This is a genomic window from Streptococcus oralis subsp. dentisani (assembly GCF_003944205.1).
In the GTDB taxonomy this organism is placed as follows: domain Bacteria; phylum Bacillota; class Bacilli; order Lactobacillales; family Streptococcaceae; genus Streptococcus; species Streptococcus oralis_BH.
Map to the genome: position 1 here is coordinate 75,634 of NZ_RJPH01000002.1, position 17,089 is coordinate 92,722.

Annotated in this window: 16 protein-coding genes; 2 read left to right on the top strand and 14 right to left on the bottom strand. The window is 42.1% G+C overall.

Going from position 1 to position 17,089, the window contains the following annotated elements; all coding sequences use genetic code 11:
• From csm3 to cas6, 4 genes are read right to left on the bottom strand one after another with little or no spacing between them, the layout of a single operon-like run.
• Entirely contained in the window at positions 1-663 is a 663-nt protein-coding gene (gene csm3, locus D8805_RS02190) for a type III-A CRISPR-associated RAMP protein Csm3 (protein ID WP_125415272.1), read from the bottom strand.
• A complete protein-coding gene (csm2, locus tag D8805_RS02195) occupies positions 663-1,043 on the bottom strand; it encodes a type III-A CRISPR-associated protein Csm2 (protein WP_006148241.1) in 381 nt (126 codons plus the stop codon). The genes csm3 and csm2 overlap by 1 nt, the downstream gene beginning before the upstream one ends.
• Positions 1,044-3,287 (bottom strand): type III-A CRISPR-associated protein Cas10/Csm1, encoded by a 2,244-nt coding sequence (gene cas10, locus D8805_RS02200; RefSeq protein ID WP_125415273.1) that lies wholly within the window; start codon positions 3,285-3,287, stop codon positions 1,044-1,046.
• Positions 3,268-3,999, bottom strand: coding sequence for a CRISPR-associated endoribonuclease Cas6 (gene cas6, locus D8805_RS02205; protein WP_125415274.1), 732 nt, complete (start codon positions 3,997-3,999; stop codon positions 3,268-3,270). Before cas6 ends, cas10 begins: the two co-directional genes overlap by 20 nt.
• 1,601 nt (positions 4,000-5,600) lie before the next feature.
• On the opposite strand from cas6, the gene D8805_RS10415 reads away from it, so the two are divergent.
• The gene (locus D8805_RS10415) at positions 5,601-5,744 is read left to right on the top strand and encodes a hypothetical protein (RefSeq protein WP_457920972.1); all 144 of its coding nucleotides are present in this window, start codon (positions 5,601-5,603) and stop codon (positions 5,742-5,744) included.
• A 625-nt stretch (positions 5,745-6,369) separates the two neighbouring features.
• Here D8805_RS10415 and D8805_RS02210 read toward each other — a convergent pair.
• From D8805_RS02210 to D8805_RS02235, 6 genes are all read right to left on the bottom strand, one after another.
• Entirely contained in the window at positions 6,370-7,440 is a 1,071-nt protein-coding gene (locus D8805_RS02210) for an ABC transporter substrate-binding protein (protein WP_125415275.1), read from the bottom strand.
• Positions 7,437-8,210 carry an ABC transporter permease gene (locus tag D8805_RS02215; RefSeq protein WP_000712716.1) on the bottom strand — a complete coding sequence of 258 codons (774 nt, stop codon included), beginning with the start codon at positions 8,208-8,210 and terminating at the stop codon, positions 7,437-7,439. Before D8805_RS02215 ends, D8805_RS02210 begins: the two co-directional genes overlap by 4 nt.
• Positions 8,207-9,013: an ABC transporter permease gene (locus tag D8805_RS02220; RefSeq protein WP_000754114.1), complete on the bottom strand. Its 807-nt coding sequence runs from the start codon at positions 9,011-9,013 to the stop codon at positions 8,207-8,209. The genes D8805_RS02215 and D8805_RS02220 overlap by 4 nt, the downstream gene beginning before the upstream one ends.
• Entirely contained in the window at positions 8,994-10,151 is a 1,158-nt protein-coding gene (locus D8805_RS02225; protein WP_125415276.1) for an ABC transporter ATP-binding protein, read from the bottom strand. Before D8805_RS02225 ends, D8805_RS02220 begins: the two co-directional genes overlap by 20 nt.
• Before the next feature lie 158 nt (positions 10,152-10,309).
• The gene (gene murB, locus D8805_RS02230; RefSeq protein ID WP_185774557.1) at positions 10,310-11,215 is read right to left on the bottom strand and encodes a UDP-N-acetylmuramate dehydrogenase; all 906 of its coding nucleotides are present in this window, start codon (positions 11,213-11,215) and stop codon (positions 10,310-10,312) included.
• 175 nt (positions 11,216-11,390) lie between these two features.
• Positions 11,391-12,218 carry an AraC family transcriptional regulator gene (locus D8805_RS02235; RefSeq protein ID WP_125415277.1) on the bottom strand — a complete coding sequence of 276 codons (828 nt, stop codon included), beginning with the start codon at positions 12,216-12,218 and terminating at the stop codon, positions 11,391-11,393.
• A 99-nt stretch (positions 12,219-12,317) separates the two neighbouring features.
• Between D8805_RS02235 and D8805_RS02240 the strand changes: the two genes are divergently transcribed.
• A complete protein-coding gene (locus D8805_RS02240; RefSeq protein ID WP_125415278.1) occupies positions 12,318-13,526 on the top strand; it encodes an MFS transporter in 1,209 nt (402 codons plus the stop codon).
• Between the two features lie 24 nt (positions 13,527-13,550).
• On the opposite strand, the gene D8805_RS02245 is transcribed toward D8805_RS02240, so the two are convergent.
• From D8805_RS02245 to budA, 4 genes are all read right to left on the bottom strand, one after another.
• On the bottom strand, positions 13,551-14,483 hold the full coding sequence (locus D8805_RS02245) for a LacI family DNA-binding transcriptional regulator (protein ID WP_084976133.1): 933 nt from the start codon (positions 14,481-14,483) through the stop codon (positions 13,551-13,553).
• Positions 14,484-14,526: 43 nt separating this feature from the next.
• Complete coding sequence (locus D8805_RS02250) at positions 14,527-15,339, bottom strand: Cof-type HAD-IIB family hydrolase (protein WP_084976132.1); 813 nt, start codon at positions 15,337-15,339, stop codon at positions 14,527-14,529.
• 186 nt (positions 15,340-15,525) lie between these two features.
• Positions 15,526-16,278, bottom strand: a complete 753-nt coding sequence (locus D8805_RS02255) for a YhfC family intramembrane metalloprotease (protein ID WP_125415279.1) — start codon at positions 16,276-16,278, stop codon at positions 15,526-15,528.
• Positions 16,279-16,287: 9 nt separating this feature from the next.
• Positions 16,288-17,019, bottom strand: coding sequence for an acetolactate decarboxylase (gene budA, locus D8805_RS02260; protein ID WP_125415280.1), 732 nt, complete (start codon positions 17,017-17,019; stop codon positions 16,288-16,290).
• Positions 17,020-17,089: the final 70 nt, after the last annotated feature.

Sequence of the window (17,089 nt, forward strand, 5' to 3'; positions counted from 1 at the left end):
CTAGACCTCCGTAGTTAAAAGTTCATTCAATCTACTAACATCATAGTTTCCGAAAACTGTATTTGCTTTAAGATCCTCAAAAACAACTTTACCATATCCACGAGAGCCAGATCCACCTAAATAATCAAGTTCCAAGAGTTTTAATCCATCAAGTATTACTTTGAAATCTTCTTCCACTTGAGCTTGACTCTTATCTGTCACCTCATAGATTAACTCAAATCCAAAGACACTGTCTCGGATAGCACGTTCAATTTGTCTTGGATTCGCTTCAGCAGTGATACGGTCAATAGTATTTTCAAACTTAACTTCAGTATAACTCTTGACCCCTAATGAATCTAACTTGTCCTTATTGATTAAGAAGGCATCTCTAAAAATGAGTCGCCCCATTTTATAGCGATTATCAGAACTGTTCCCAAAGAGTCGACTTAGAATTTCTCCATCTTCTCCTGGTTTCTTAGCTAGTCGTTCATTATGAACTTTTGAAAGAAGACTACGCATCTTCCCTTTTATACTTGAACCCGGAATGATTGGTAAGTTAGTAATAGGATCCTTGATTACAGGCGAATCAGTAGCCCCAATTGCCGCAAAAGCATTGCTTGTACCAATATGAAGTCCTGTTTCTAGACGAATTTGTCCTTTTACTTGAATTTTTGCAAATGCCATTAATCTTTTCCTCCATAAAATTTGAAATAAGCTACTAGTGCTTCCATATAGCGACAAAAACGTTGGAGACTTTCCTTATTGTTTATTTCTTTTAGAATGTCTAGAATTTCAGCCTTTTTAACCAAGTCTTTAACCGCAGTTTCTCGGCCCGATTGATAAACAAACTGCACTCTCAAATAAGCAATTTTGTCAGCTAAATCCTTATACTCTCTAACCTTACTTTCATCAAAGAGGGTACTCGTCAAGCTTAGTAGGTTTCTAATTTTGCTGGTTGTTAAAAGGAATGCTTCAGGGTTCCTAGAATCTCTAGTGTTTCGATTCAGTGATTTAATAACATTCTCTGCCTTATCTACGTAATTATCATCTGTTAAAATTGCCATCTATGAATCCTTTCTAATCTCATAAATATATAGAAGTAAAGCTATCTCTGCTTCCTTACGTTCATTTTTGCTACCTGTATACCAAGAAAAGAATAAATCTTTAAACTCTTTAAACTCTTCTTTTTTATCCTTAGAAGTTTGATCCTCTAAGCGCGTCAAATAATAGGCTAATCGAGCAATATTCATACGATCGTAGTTACGAAGGAGCTCAATCAGTCTGTATACAAAACTCTTTCCGCGCTCATCTTGAATATTAAAGTAGTAACGAATGCTCTTCAGTTTCCCATTATAGACATTGTCAATAAATTGGTCGAACTCCAAGGTATAGGCTTTTTCAAAAAGGGAAATACTATCCTTATCGTTATCCTTTGCTGCCCCTTCTAACTTACCAGTTTCCTCAGCCATCAGGCTAACTGGAGTTTTATCTGGAAAGAGACCGATCCCTGCTGATAGGGTTAATTTACCATTTGTCCACTTGATAAAGTATTGTCGGAGACAAATAGTAAACTCAATAATATCCTGCCAAGAACCGATAGCAAATACATCATCTCCACCGGCATAAATGATCGATAGTTTTTTCTCTTTCGCAAACTGGTTGATATAGACCTTAAAGAAGAGACTCATACTTCTAGAGAAGGTTGCCGAGCGTGCCAGAGTATTATATTTGCCACCATCTTGATAGGAGAACCCAGCCATAAAGGCTGCTCCTAGATCATCCACATCTAGTCGAACAACTGCTAATCGCTTAATCCCTTGTCCAGTTTCCCTATCCTGAGATAATTTGGCATACTGGTCAATCTCAGCATATTTGTAATCTCCGACAAAGACATGGGTTGCTTTTAGGATATCTGTACTATAGCTATTCTTTACATAAACACGGTCCCACTCTTCATTGGCAAGGTTGGCCTTTGAAATACCACTAATATAGGCTCCCGGACCTATCGGCAGGCCTTTTTCTTTTGTCACAATATAGTAGTTTTCTTGTATTTCCTTGGCAAAGCGATACATTCCTGCGCAGATATGGCAGACTTCTTGATCTTTATAATTGGTAAGCTTTTCGACTGAGTGGCAAATAGCACATTCTCTCTGAGAACTTCTTCCACCTTGGTTAAGTTCAAGGAGAGTTTTGGCGTCATAGCGAGAAATTTTCTTTTGAGAAATCATCCGACTGGTTGTTTGGTAGACTTTACGATAGTCGGCCAGTGTCGTTGTCATATCATTGGCAGAAAATGGACTCCAACCAAATGCTACGTATAAGCCTGTCTGGAAATGCTTGACCAGAAACTGATTGAATTCTGCTTCAAAGCTAGCCAAAGTTTCTCTAGTTTTTTCGGTATTTGGAAGGATAAAGTAGGCGTGCCCTCCACCAACGTAGAGAAGATTAGCCCTTGTCAGCTCTAACTTCTCCAGTAAGCTGTCAGCGATATGTTCCCCCATGAAATCTAGATACAAGGAACGTGCTTTTAGTTGCTTGGCTGCACCAGCTGTTGCGATATTGTAGATAAAGTCCTGAATCCCTGACAAGTCAAAACTTGCTAATAAAAAGGCCTTCTCGCTATAAAAAGCTTCTAAATCTTGCCCCAGTACCTTCTCATAGTCACGGCAATTCTTGTCTGCTAAATAGTCTTCTATAGCTAGGGCAAAACCAGCTGTCAGACGACTGTAGGTTGCTAGGGAAATATCCGATAATTCCTTGGTCTTTGTCGAAACAGGTACATAGGAAAGAGTAGACTCAAGGAGATTCAAAAGGGCATCTATCTCAGATTGGCTAAAGTCAAATATCTCAAACTCTTTTTCTAAGGTCGCTGCTATCAAGTCATAGTCTGACTGGTCAGACGGCTCACTCAATTCCTTGGCATAGTTTGGCTCCCCGCCAAGCTCTAATGGTCGTGCATCAAGATAACGCAGACTAGGGGTATCTGAAAAAACATTGAAGATATCCGATTGTTTGCTTAGGAAATCTTCTTTTCCTTGATGAGTGTCTGCTGTCCCTTTTAGGCCTGAAGCAATCTTTGCGGCAGCTGAGGTGATATAGACCAAACTATCAGGAGCTAAGTCCGTCGGCAAATCACTAGAAGTCGCCTTGGCTATCTGCTGAGCTATCTTTTCATTATCCGAAAAGCGTCTAAACCATTCGGACCCAACGGTACCCAGATCTTTCTCATCATACCTGGAACCTTGAATCACCTTACCGATGGCGTGCAAAAGCGACCCATAAACTAAATCAATCTTTTCTTTCTTCAAGTTCTAAACCTCCCATCCCTAAGCTAGTTTTCATACCTAGGCCTGAGTATTCCCCAAATTTTAGAAGCATATTGGCGTATGCTTTCAAGGTATTTGGACCTGTAATCTTAAAGGTCAATCTCCCCCTGAAACCAGGGATTTTTTTGCCATGGACTTTAAAATAGCTGGATTCCAATCGATAGCTGGTAATCCTACTATGCTTGACCAAGTAGTCCAGGGTTTCCTCTTCAATGTCCTGACGATTCTCGACCAGACGTGCATACTTCATCATCAAACTCTGAAAGATGAGACGCATGGTCGGAAAGAGCACGTACTCTCCCTGGGAGCGAAATCCTGTTGGAGTTTGAAAATGAATGGTGTAGAGTGACCGATCTTGGTTTTCATTAAAAAACTCAAAGAGTTGTTCCGAACTGAGATCTTTCATTGACAAAGACTCTACCATGAGAGTCGGTAAGTCATGAAGCTCTAATTTCTTGAGCTCCAATAGAACAGGCAAAATCTGCTTGACAGCCTCATCCGTCAGAAGATGAAGGGACCATAGGGTCTTGTCCTTTTGATGGATGATTTTTAGTGAATAGGGGTTGGTCTCCTGCTCATGTAGCCAAGTCACATAGTCTGGTTCCAAGTTTTCCATAAGAAAACCTTGGAATTTTGTCGATAGGTCGCTCGGTGATTGGTCAATCCGCTTAAATGATAGTTCGATGCGTTTCATATGCCTCCTTTATTGATACAATTGCGCTTTTGCTTTGTCATGAGCGCTTTTTTCTTTTACTTTTGGAATCCTTTGCCCTTATGAAACTGTCCCCTCGCGAGGTAGATAGGGATCTATACTTCTAAACGCTTTGAAACTAACAACCCAATGGGGATTTTGGTTTCCGGCCCCTCTCGAGGTAGATAGGTATCTATACAGAAAATCCAACCTTTACAACCGAACCAGACGGGCTGTTTCCGGCCCCTTTCGAGGTGGATAGGGAGCTATACAATTTCCCTTGGTCTAATGGATATGACAGTGGATTTCTGTTTCCGGCCCCTCTCGAGGTAGATAGGTAGATATACCAGAAAGCGTGGTTATTGTATGAATAAACAAGATACAAGTTTCCGGCCCCTCTCGAGGTAGATAGGTAGCTATACTATGGCCATTATTACATGGGTTCAAACCCCAAGTTTCCGGCCCCTCTTGAGGTAGATAGGGGGCTATACTTTCGAAGAGGTCACAGAATGAAACGATTCGTAGCAATCTGGTTTCCGGCCTCTCCCGAGGTAGATAGGGGTCTATACATTGGTATAATGGCCAAACTTGTATTTGACGAAACAGGAAAGTTTCCGGCCCCTCTTGAGGTGGATAGATATCTATACTTCTCAGTCAGTCTAACAGTACAGTAGTACGTCTACAGTTTCCGGCCCCTCTCGAGGTAGATAGGTAGCTATACCGCAAGAAGTCTTAAAAATAACTCGTCTATCAACTGTTTCCGGCCCCTCGCGAGGTAGGTAGGTAGCTATACAGAATTCACAATAGAGCCAGATGGTTTGATTACAACTAAATAGTTCCCGGCCCCTCTCGAGGTAGATAGGTATCTATACAGAAAAAATACAAAATTACACTTCTAAACCGAAACGACGGTTTCCGGCCCCTCTCGAGGTAGATAGGATCTATACCTGTAACTGTTCCTGCTAAACATGATACTCTTTATCAATTTTCGGCCCCTCTCGAGGTAGATAGGTGGATATACTGCTTACTGGATGACGTGGGAACCAAGCACCAACACGTTTCCGGCCTCTCGCGAGGTAGATAGGGGGCTATACGGTTGGATATGATTTAGCCTTTGGAGAAGTCAAGTTTCCGGCCCCTCGCGAGGTAGATAGGTAGCTATACATGATACTGGATGGTGGTATGAATACCCTGACGGCTCTTAGTTTCCGGCCCCTCTCGAGGTAGATAGGTATCTATACGTCGTATGAATCATATACAACAACTGAATTACCTTAGTTTCCGTCCCCTCTCGAGGTAGATAGGTATCTATACAACTTTGTCGAAGGGTTATAAGTATATGAACTCTCCTGTGGTTTCCGGCCCCTCGCGAGGTAGATAGGGGGATATACAATCTAGACACATCAGTATTGCACATACAATCAGTATCCGGCTCCTCGCGAGGTAGATAGGTACCTATACTTTGAAAAATACCTGAACGAAGGTATCGACGTAGAATTGTTTCCGGCCCCTTGCGAGGTAGATAGGGAGATATACAAATCGACCTAGAGCAACAGATAAATCAATGATAAGTTTCCGGCCTCTCTCGAGGTTGATAGGTATCTATACGTTCTAAAGGCGAATTTTACCTTTGGGTAGCTAAGTTTCCGGCCCCTCGCGAGGTAGATAGGTTCTTATACCTGATTGACCGTTTCAATAATGAATTTTTCAACCAACCGTTTCCGGCCCCTCTCGAGGTAGATAGGTAGCTATACAAAAAGTGACTTGCTAATACACTGGAGACTTTGAGTTTCCGGCCCCTCGCGAGGTTGATAGGTAGCTATACTAAATGAAAACTTTTAAGTTTGAAGCTTACGGACAGTTTCCGACCCCTCGCGGAGGTATATTGGGAGCTATACAGATCGTTCGATTGGTGGTGCGTACAAGTACGCTTATGAGTTTCCGGCCCCTACCGAGGTAAATATGATTCTATACTGGTCGTGGTGGAACAAGTTTCCAACCGGTATTCAATTAGTTTCCGACCCCTATCAAGGTAGATAGGTATCTATACTTGCTCACGTCCTTGCTCAAGATTCATGGAACTCTTGTTTCCGGCCCCTCTCGAGGTAGATAGGTATCTATACCCCATATCTTGTATGTAAACCTATAACAAGCACTAGATATAACCTATTGAAAACTACTATTAGTATACCATATTTTGTAAGAGTTTTCATTTCTGAATACCAAATTAATCACATACCTTTTTTATTCCTCCTAAATGTATAAAGGATACTATTTTATCACTAAAATTGCTTTTGTCAATTACAAATATAAATTTTTTAAGAAACCAAAAAAACGAACCAGCTTAACTGATTCGTTTCTTACATTTAATTCCTACTTCCGATACATTTTAAACTGTAGGAAGAGATCGCTATATTTGCCTGTCCATTTATGGTCAAACTTCTCATAAACTTCCAGGTTTTTCATGGTATCAGCGTCTGGATAGAAGGCCTTGTCTTCCTTGGTCTCCTCTGGGAGCAGTTCCTTGGCTGTGTTATTTGGTGTTGCATAGCCGACATACTCTGCATTTTTCAGAGCATTGTCGGGTTTCAACATAAAGTTGATAAAGGCGTAGGCTGCATCTTGGTTTTTCACAGTTTTTGGAATGACCATGTTATCAAACCAGAGATTGCTGGCCTCAGTCGGAACGACATACTTGAGGTTAGGATTTTTCTCCAACATCTGGCTGGCTTCCCCAGAGAAGGTCACGCCGATGGCCGCGTTGTTCTGAATCATGTAACCCTTCATCTCGTCGGCAACGATGGCCTTGATATTTGGAGTCAATTTGTAGAGCTTATCCACTGTCTCTTCCAACTGCTGAGGATCCTTGGAGTTGAGGCTGTAACCAAGCGAGTTAAGACCCAGTCCCAGCACCTCACGCGCCCCATCAAAGAGCATGATGGAATCCTTGTATTCTGGTTTCCAGAGGTCATCCCAATGCTCAGGCGCCTCATCTACCATGGTTTCATTGTAAACAATTCCCAAGGTCCCCCAGAAATAAGGAATGGAGAATTTATTGCCCGGGTCAAAAGACTGGTTGAGGAACTCAGGTCCGATATTTTCGATTCCTTCAATTTTTGAATAATCGAGTGGAACCAAGAGGTCCTCATCCTTCATCTTGTTGATCATGTACTCACTCGGGATGGCAATATCATAGGTAGTTCCACCCTGCTTGATCTTGGTATACATGGCTTCGTTGGAGTCAAAGGTCTCATACTGAACTTGAATCCCTGTTTCTTCGGTAAATTGCTCCAAAAGTTCGGGATCAATGTAGTCCCCCCAGTTGTAAATAACCAGTTTTTGACTATCTCGGCTGTTGATTTTACTATCTAAATGAGTCGCAATCCCCCACAAGACAAGGATAATCGCTACAATTCCTGCTAAAAATGAATAGAGTTTTTTCATGCTTGCTCCTCCTTCTCACGTGAGATAAAGTAATAGCCAACAACTAGGATAATACTAAAGAGAAAGACAAGGGCAGACAGGGCATTGATTTCTAGGGAAATCCCCTTACGAGCACGAGAGTAAATCTCGACTGACAGGGTTGAAAAGCCATTCCCTGTGACAAAGAAGGTCACAGCAAAGTCATCTAGCGAATAGGTGAAGGCCATGAAATAACCTGCAATGATAGACGGAGTCAGGTAAGGAAGCATGATTTCCTTGAACATCTGAAACTGGCTGGCACCAAGGTCATAAGCCGCATGAATCATGTCATCATTCATCTCCTTGAGACGAGGCAAGACCATCAAGACTACGATAGGAATCGAAAAAGCCACGTGACTAGATAGAACCGTCAAAAAGCCAAGTGAAAATTTAAGCTGGGTAAAGAGAATCAAGAAGCTGGCACCAATCATAACGTCAGGCGCAACCATGAGGATATTATTGAGTGATAGAAAGGCTTCTTGGTATTTCTTTCGTGACTGGTAGATGTAAATAGCACCGAAAGTCCCGATAATGGTCGCTATCAAGGCCGATAGGAAGGCCAAGAAAAAGGTTTGGGTGAGGATCAACATGAGACGGCCATCACCAAACATGGTTTTAAAATGGCTCAAGCTAAAACCAGTAAAGCTGTTCATATCATCCCCTGCATTAAAGGCATAGCCAATCAAGTAAAAAATCGGCAAATAAAGGATGATAAAGACAAAGGCTAGGTAGAGATTGGCAAATTTTTTCATCGTTCTCTCCTTTCCTTGGTCACCCACATGGTGATGAACATGGTCAGGATGAGGATTACACCGATGGTAGAACCCATACCGTAGTTGTCATTGGTTAGGAAGTTCTGCTCAATGGCTGTCCCCAAGGTGATAACGCGGTTCCCACCAATCAAACGAGTCAGCATGAAGAGACTCAAACTTGGGATAAAGACTGATTGGACACCACTTCTCACTCCATTCATAGACAGAGGGAAGATGACATGGCGGAAGGTCTCCCACTTGGTCGCACCGAGGTCATAACTGGCATTGATGAGATTATTGTCCATATCATCCAAGACATTGAAAATCGGCAAAATCATAAAAGGAAGCTCGATGTAGCTTGCGACAAAGATAAAGGAGAAATCCGTAAAGAGCAACTGCTGCGAACCGATTCCGATAAATTCCAAGAATTGGTTAATAGAGCCATTTTGACCAAAAATCCCGATAAAGGCATAGGCCTTGAGGAGCAGATTAATCCAGGTTGGCAGGATAATCAACATGAGCCAGAGTTGACGGTGCTTGAGACGGGTCAAAAAGAGTGCTGTTGGATAGCTGATGAGCAGTGTTACCAAGGTCACAATCCCCGCATAGAGCACAGAGTTGAAACTCATTTTGAGATAGGTCAGATTTTGTGACGCAAAGTAGGATTTATAGTTTTCTAAACTAAACTGCCCTTCGATGTTGAAAAAGGATTGTCCAAAAATCAAGACCAAGGGTGCGAGAACAAAGAGGGCAATCCAAAGCATGTAGGGCACTACAAAGAGTTTAGAGGTTGTTTTCTTCATCTCTTTCCTCCTCGATCGCGTTAATCAGACCTGCTTCTTGCTCTTCGATTTCTACGTACTCCTCGATACGAGCATCGAATTCTTCTTCGGTTTCGTTGAGACGCATGATGTGGATATCTTCTGGTTCAAAGTCCAGACCAATTTCCTCACCCACAATGGCCTTACGAGTCGAGTGAATCATCCATTCATTTCCGAGTTCGTCATAGGCAATAATCTCGTAGTGAACTCCACGGAAAAGCTGGGTATCAACCTTGACTTGGAGCTTGCCTTCTTCAGGAAGAGTAATACGCAAGTCCTCTGGACGAATGACAACCTCAACAGGTTCATTTGGCTTCATCCCCCCATCGACCGCTTCAAAGCGTTTGCCATTGAACTCGACCAAGTAGTCCTCAATCATGGTTCCTGGCAAGATGTTGGACTCACCGATAAAGGTGGCAACAAAGTGGTTGATCGGCTCGTCATAGATGTCCACAGGCGTTCCAGACTGAACAATCTCGCCATCATTCATAACGAAAATCCAGTCACTCATAGCAAGGGCTTCTTCCTGATCGTGAGTGACAAAGACAAAGGTAATTCCCAATCGTTGTTGCAGTTCACGCAGTTCGTACTGCATGTCTGTTCGCAATTTCAAGTCCAGCGCTGACAAGGGCTCGTCCAGCAAGACCACACGGGGTTGGTTGATAATGGCACGGGCAATGGCCACACGCTGACGTTGTCCTCCAGAGAGTTTACGGATGGAACGTTTTTCATACCCTTCCAACTGAACCATCTTAAGAACTTCCGCTACGCGTTGTTCGATTTCTTTCTTGTCGATTTTACGCAAGCGAAGCGGAAAGGCAACATTTTCAAACACATTCATATGTGGAAACAAGGCATAGGATTGAAAGACCGTATGGACGTCTCGCTTGTTGGTTGGAATGTCGTTGATCCGTACCCCATCCAGCAAAATATCTCCTGTCGTCGCATCCAGTAAACCTGCAATGATGTTCAGAATAGTTGATTTTCCTGAACCAGATGCGCCTAAAAGGGTGTAAAATTTCCCTTCTTCCAACTCAAAGTTGATGTCTTTGAGAACCCTGGTGTTGCTGTCTTCAAAAACTTTAGAGACGTTTTTGAATTCGATAATTGGTTTTTTCAATTGGCATAAATTCCTTCTTTTTCATAAATTAACAGATCAGGGCTCTGTCAGGCCGCTACTACCTCTTGCAGGGAGTAAAACCACCTGCATACATCTTCGCTACCGATAGGCTTTCACCCCCTTTCCATTGACATAGCAGCAGCTATTCTGGCGAAACCTTACTCCTTCTCACCTAAGATTCGGACTTCTCGCTCAAGAGTGACACCTGAATGTTCCTTGACTTTTTCGATGACGGACTGAATCAAGTCCTCGTAGTCTTTGGCCGTACCGTCAGCAACATTGACCATAAAACCTGCATGCTTTTCAGATACTTCAACACCACCGATACGATAGCCTTTTAATCCCGCCTCTGAAATCAACTGACCTGCAAAATAGCCCACTGGACGCTTAAAGACTGAACCACAAGATGGGTACTCTAGAGGTTGTTTGAGTTCACGTAGGTGAGTCAAGCGATCCATTTCTTGCTTGATAACCTGGTGATTTCCTGGAGCTAGGGCAAATTTAGCTGACAAGACAATCGCCCCAGAATCCTGAATGGCAGAATGACGGTAACCAAAAGCTAAATCCTTGGCTGACAAGGTCTCGATTTCCCCTTCCTTGGTCAGAATCTTACAAGACTGCAAGATATGAGCAATCTCTCCTCCGTATGCACCCGCATTCATAAAGACAGCTCCTCCGATGCTCCCTGGAATCCCGCAAGCAAACTCAAAACCAGTCAAACTATGACGAAGTGCAATACGTGTCGTTTCAATCAAGTTGGCCCCAGCTTCCGCTTCAATAGTGTAACCATCAACTGAAACGTTATTGAGCTTGTCACACAAGATGACAAAACCACGGATTCCACCTTCACGAACGATGATATTGCTGGCATTTCCTAGCACCATCCAAGGAATATTCTCTTGATTGGCAAATTGGACGACACGCGCCATCTCATAGCGATTGCGTGGCAAAACCAGATAATCCGCTCGACCTCCAACCTTGGTATAGGTATAGGTCTTCAAGGGTTCCTTGAAACGGATATCAATCCCTTCTAAGATTTCAAGCATTTTTTCTTTTACTGACATGTCACTCTTCCTTTTTCAAAATTCATTCCATTATACCATTTTTAGAGACATTTGACGACCTCAAAATTACTATTGATAATTCAACTCATGTTTTTCAAATGATAGATACAGATGTTGACGTGAATGGGAGACTATAGAAAAACACCCCAAGAGTTAGATGAATGATATCTAACTTTCAGGATGCTGTTTTAAAAAATTTTTTTATATTGAATCTATCTACATTAGGACTCACAGAGAAAAAATGTTTAAAAGCTTTTGAAAAGACTAGTTGGTCCTGATAGCCGACTTCCAAGGTAATTTCTTTTATAGATAGATCAGTGTCAGTTAAGAGTGTTCTTGCCTTTAGCAGCCGTGTTTCAAGGAGAAATTGTTGAGGAGATTTATGGTAAAGTTTCTTAAACTGACGAAACAAGGTGCTACGACTGAGTCCGACCTGGGATGCCAAGTCTTGAATGGAGATGTCTTGTTTGTACTGTTGTAGTAAAATTAGCGCAGCTTTTTCAACAGGGAGTTGAGTGACATTCAGAAGTATTTCTGCTGGAAATTCTTCCTGCAGGTAGTAAAGGAAGGTATAAACTTGCATCTGGTACCAGCTCTCTTTTTGCCTATTTTCTGCAGTTTTGTGACAGATATCTTGAATAATTTCCCTGCTTTGAAAATGACTATCAAAATGACAAACAGACTCATAAAAAACTTGTGTGTTTTGGAGATAGTCGCTTAATTTGTCTCCAGAAAACCCCAGCCAGTAGGTGGTCCAAGGATCTTCTGGATTTGCCCAATAGCGTACTTTTTGGCCTTTTCTTAGGATAAAACCATCATTTTTCTCCAAAGAATAGGTCTGCCCATCAACTTGCAGGTAGCCTTTCCCTTCACAAATCCAGTGGATGACAAAATCCTGAAAAACAGTATAGTCATAAAACGGAAAGCTAGAATAATCATCAATCCCACATTCTTCAAGGTAAAATTCCTTAGATGTTTCTTTAAAATAGTGCCATAGTTTCATAAATGCTTTCTCCTTGCAACATAAGTGCATATTTCTTCATCATGAACTCCTAGAAAAGGGACAAACTCTGGTTTATAATGAGGCAAGAAAGGAGAACAAATGAAAAAATCGTATCAATCTAGTATGGTAGGGCTCAACCTCAGTAATCAAATTGTTTCCATCACCATAACAGGTGACTTCATGATTCTTTTTATGAGTCAGATTTTAAATTTTAGTGATTTGCAAAATAGCTGGCTTATCACAATGCTACCAATTATAGCCCTTGTCCGCATTCCCTTGTCTTATCTGATGCGGAGGAAAAATCTCCTTGACCTGATGCGGTCGAGTATACTGTCTAAACTGTGTTTGCTAGGGATATTAGTAGTGATTCCCTACGAAAGTGTGACTTTTTCTATCTATGCTCTTTTTCTGGTTCTATATCAGATAGCCGTGGAGTTGGGCTTTGGTCTGGCTTGGAATCCCTTAATATTATTATTAACAGAAGAGAAAGTCCGCGCAAAATTTCTCAGTTACTTAGGTTTGTTTCAGCTGGTCACGAGCTTTTATACCCTTCTTATTTCCTTTTTCATCGGAAAAGAACTAACTGCACTTCATTATCGTTGGTTACTGGTGATTGCTCTTGCTAGTCTGTTCATGCAGTTTATCCTTTTGAAACAGTTACAAACAGACTATAGCTTGTTTCAAAATCATCAAGTAACAAGGCAGATGGACTGGCAGGTTTTGAAAAAACAGCTCTGGCACCATGTCCGTGTCCTACTTTTGGATAGTTTGATTTTATATGTAACCTTAACGATGAATGTCCTCTATATGGTACAGGTATTGCACCTTTCCGCCAACCTCGTGTCTCTATATTCGAGTATGAGTTTGCTGGGGAACGTCCTAGCCTTTGCTCTTGCAGGTCCTTGTTTTGAAAAGAGACGTTCTCTGTTTTTCACAATCTTACTGTTGGTAACGGGATGCGTGATTCTTTTGATCTTCTTTCTTCCCCACGATGCTATATCCTATACAATCTTTTGGAGCATAGGTTGGGGATTATTAAATGGGGCTGTGGGAGCTCTATGGGGACTCTACATTTCTCTAGTCAAACACCAGGCAGCAAGTCCTAGCCCCTTTACAATTTGGAATATTTATCAGGGGATTGCCTATCTTGTTAGCGTACTTGTCTTTTATCTCTCTGGTAACTTGGTGCACCTAGCTAGTTCCAGCTCAGGGCTGGATCCGTATCGTCTGGTCTTGATTGCCTGCCTAAGCATCTGCATTATGGTTTGTTTACGGATGCTGTATAGAAGAAAAATAGGTCTCAAGTGACGATTGTCGCTTGAGCCTATTTTATCATCGTATGATAAACTCCGATTGTAGGATAATGGTCCGTTTTTCGTCAGAGAGAGCTTGCTTGAAGCTTTCCTGACCGAGTTGGTAGGATTTGTTATCAATGGTAGGAATCCCCAGTACCTCTCCTGTCAGTTGCTTTTCTTGGCCAATCAGCAAAGGTAATTCAAGATTTTTCTCATGATAATAGCGAACCACACCAGTTGCTACATCATCTCCGTTGCTGAAAATACAGTCTAAATCTTGCTCTAGTAGGCTATCCCCTTGCTCATAAGCATCCTCTCCCGTGGAAATGCCATCCAAAATCAGAGGTTCCTTTTTTTCACCAAAAACTTCCTTGTAGGCTTCCATAGTGAGACGGTAGGTGGAACTTTTTAGGTCTTTTCGGGTAAATAGCAGAGCAATTTTACTTTTCCCCTGGTCTTTAATCCAATTAAAGGCTGTCTTGCAAGCATGGGTGCGGCTCACATAAACGCTACTCAGATTGGGGTCCTGCACTTCTTCACAGCAGACAATATTGCCATACTTAGCGTAGGAAGCAATGGTTTCTAAGTCTACACTGCGAGAGGTGAAAATAAGACTGTCAAAGGCCCTTCCTCGAAGCTGCTCCAGATAATATTTTTCCAAGTCTATATCATAACGAGAAGGTAGAATGAGCAAGGTATAGTTATGATCCATAGCTGCATCCAAAAGCCCGTTCAGTAACTGACTGAAATAAGGGTGCAGGGTCGTGTTGGGAATAACTACACCGACCCGACGAGTCGAACCTGAACTTAACTCCTGAGCTAGAATGTTGGGACGGTAGTCCAGTTCCTCCATGACTTGCAGGATTTTCTGACGAGCCTCCTCGGATACATGAGGATGGTTGTTGATGACGCGTGACACGCTAGAAACTGAGTAACCACTCAGTTTGGCAATTTTTCGAATATTTGTCATTGTTTGCTTTCTATAGGAGGATTGACATCCTCCAAACACGTGATTAGTGGATTTTTTTGAGATATTTACAAATGCCGTAGCCGACACCATGTTCATCATTGCTGCGTGTTACCTTATAAGCCAGCTCTTTGATGTCAGGAAAGGCATTGCCCATTACAATTGGATAACCCACCATCTCAAACATTGGGATATCGTTGTGCCCATCACCAAAGGCAGCGGTCTGGCTCTTATCTAAACCTTCTTTTTTGAGAATATAAGCAATACCTTTTGATTTTTTAGCAGTTTTGTTGGTAATTTCTAGATGATATTGACCAGATCGGAGAATGCTGACTTCTCCCAAGTCTAGGGCTTGCAAGTATTTCTCCAGTGCCAATAAATCGTCGTTATCTAGGGCAATCATCATTATCTTGAAGGTATTGTCCTTGGCTGCTAGAAAATCAGCCTCGTTCGTAAGTGTTGGTGCCTGGCGCGTGATGTTGAACTCTAGACGAATCCCTTCATCTATTCTATCACAATACCAGTTCGTCATATCATAATAGCTGACACTAATTTGTGGAAAATGCTGGCGCACTGCCTGTAAGATAGTTTGTGCTGTCTTTCTAGGGAGAATATCTATATGAAGGGGCTTGACCTTTCCATCCAAAATCTGATAAATCAATCCACCGTTAAAACCTACTTGAGGGCCAGTCAGCTGAAGTGCTTCGATAGCCTCTCTCATTTCCATTGGAGCTCGAGCAGAAACCAAAGTCAGTGGAATCTGAGCATCGCGGATAGCCTTGCTATTCTCGCTAGAAACGCGGCCCTCAGAATTGAGAAGGGTACCGTCCATATCCGAAAAAATACGTTTGATGGTCATAATGTTGTCCTCTTTTCTTCTTTGTCCGCTAGCGTGTGATAGGTCGGTTTAAATGCGCATTCCCAACCTTTGATACCATTGTACATTCTGGAACGCGTTCCATGTCAAGAGAAAAATAAAAAATTTTTTAAATTATTTTCGAGCATAGAGTTAACAGAGAACAATAAAAAGAGGTCACCCCTCTTTTTATGATTTTTTCCAAAATGTAGATTTTGTCAGCCAGATAAAGGCTAAAAGTTCTACGAGAAGAATAAACTCAACTAGAAGCGGATTTGCAATCCATCCCACCTGAGATAAGGCTGGAGCCAAGTCAAACAAGGCATGCAAACCATAGGCAGCAACGAGGTAGATCCATTTCTTTTGACTAACACTTTGATAAACCCAGATGGAAAGACCAATTTGGAGAACTAGGGCAAGCACACGCTCAATCCCTAGTAAATAAATCTGCCATACAGAAAGAGACTGAACCGTTTCAAGCGTAGACTTTGGAAGGAGATTGGCTACATCAGTATTTGAAGTCTGGATGAGTGAAAAGAGAATCAAAAGACTGATCAAGCTTCCCATTCCGAGATAGAGCATCTCCAAGCCCCCATGTCCCAAACCATAAGCCAAAGCATCTCGATCTTCTAGCTTTCTCTTTTTCTCCAACCATTTAAAAAAGACAAGACGAGCTGTTTCCTCAAAGAGGGCCGCCATGGCAATCGCGTAAAGAACATATAGGAAAGGCTGCTCCTGCATGAGCGCAATGGTTCCGTCTTTTTGTGGATGAAGTACCAGAAGGTGAACCATCTTCTCTAACACTTGAGAAGAAACAAAAAATGCGATTGCCCCCAAGCCCATCACTGCAAGAGAGATCTGAAAACGTTTTTTGGCATACCAAGTCCCACCTACTAGGACTAAAACCAAAGCGATCATGGTAAGGATAATATGTACTGTCATCTTCTTCTCCTATTCTGACTTATCAATGTCTTTCTTCATCTCGTCAACGTTAAATTTGGCAAATAAATACTGGCGATCTTGGACTGGAAAACGTTGGTCCAACTGATCGACTGCTCCAACCTCGATCATTCCTTCTTTGATAACAAAGTCCATCACATGCCCACCAAAGGTCAAATCGTCTGAAATAAAATGCAGATGGTAGCCCGCCACGCTGACCCCATGGAAAATCTCTGGTGTCCAAAATCCAACAATGGTTCCTGAAATATTTTCACGGCTATATTCAGGTTGGTGAGTTGCCACATCAGCAAACTTGGTGTCTGTTGTTGACTTGGGAATCATCCGTACATGCATGTGGGCGAATTCCCCATGAATCTTGATAGAGCGAAAAAGATTTTCCCCATCATAGTAGGACTCAATTCGCTTTTCCAATTCCTTGTCCGTCATCTCAAAGCGCTGGCGGAAAATCACTTCTGCCTGATGAGGGACCACTGCTGCATATGGGATAAGGGCATCAGGTGCGACTTCTACAATTTCAGGTTGCTCCCCTGAACCTTTGGCTTGATAAGCCTTGCCATCAAGGACAATCAACTCCCCATCAATCGAATCCAATGTTCCCAAACCGAGGTCACCATGTTCCAGCAATTCTCCTACTGTCATGGTTCCACCATAGAGACCTGCCATTAGGGCACCTAGAGTATTGTATTGAAATAATTTTACTGGTTCCTGCACTTTTCTATCCATTCTCTTTCTTATCTTCTTTTCAATGAATCATCATACTTTCTAAGTATACCACATTTGCTCCTAGATGTGA

What these genes read in the sequence shown, in the direction of transcription:
- csm3 (WP_125415272.1), bottom strand. Translation starts at nt 663, where the DNA reads ATGGCATTTGCAAAAATTCAAGTAAAAGGACAAATTCGTCTAGAAACA.
- csm2 (WP_006148241.1), bottom strand. Translation starts at nt 1,043, where the DNA reads ATGGCAATTTTAACAGATGATAATTACGTAGATAAGGCAGAGAATGTT.
- cas6 (WP_125415274.1), bottom strand. Translation starts at nt 3,999, where the DNA reads ATGAAACGCATCGAACTATCATTTAAGCGGATTGACCAATCACCGAGC.
- D8805_RS02210 (WP_125415275.1), bottom strand. Translation starts at nt 7,440, where the DNA reads ATGAAAAAACTCTATTCATTTTTAGCAGGAATTGTAGCGATTATCCTT.
- D8805_RS02215 (WP_000712716.1), bottom strand. Translation starts at nt 8,210, where the DNA reads ATGAAAAAATTTGCCAATCTCTACCTAGCCTTTGTCTTTATCATCCTT.
- D8805_RS02220 (WP_000754114.1), bottom strand. Translation starts at nt 9,013, where the DNA reads ATGAAGAAAACAACCTCTAAACTCTTTGTAGTGCCCTACATGCTTTGG.
- murB (WP_185774557.1), bottom strand. Translation starts at nt 11,215, where the DNA reads ATGTCAGTAAAAGAAAAAATGCTTGAAATCTTAGAAGGGATTGATATC.
- D8805_RS02235 (WP_125415277.1), bottom strand. Translation starts at nt 12,218, where the DNA reads ATGAAACTATGGCACTATTTTAAAGAAACATCTAAGGAATTTTACCTT.
- D8805_RS02240 (WP_125415278.1), top strand. Translation starts at nt 12,318, where the DNA reads ATGAAAAAATCGTATCAATCTAGTATGGTAGGGCTCAACCTCAGTAAT.
- D8805_RS02245 (WP_084976133.1), bottom strand. Translation starts at nt 14,483, where the DNA reads ATGACAAATATTCGAAAAATTGCCAAACTGAGTGGTTACTCAGTTTCT.
- D8805_RS02250 (WP_084976132.1), bottom strand. Translation starts at nt 15,339, where the DNA reads ATGACCATCAAACGTATTTTTTCGGATATGGACGGTACCCTTCTCAAT.
- D8805_RS02255 (WP_125415279.1), bottom strand. Translation starts at nt 16,278, where the DNA reads ATGACAGTACATATTATCCTTACCATGATCGCTTTGGTTTTAGTCCTA.
- budA (WP_125415280.1), bottom strand. Translation starts at nt 17,019, where the DNA reads ATGGATAGAAAAGTGCAGGAACCAGTAAAATTATTTCAATACAATACT.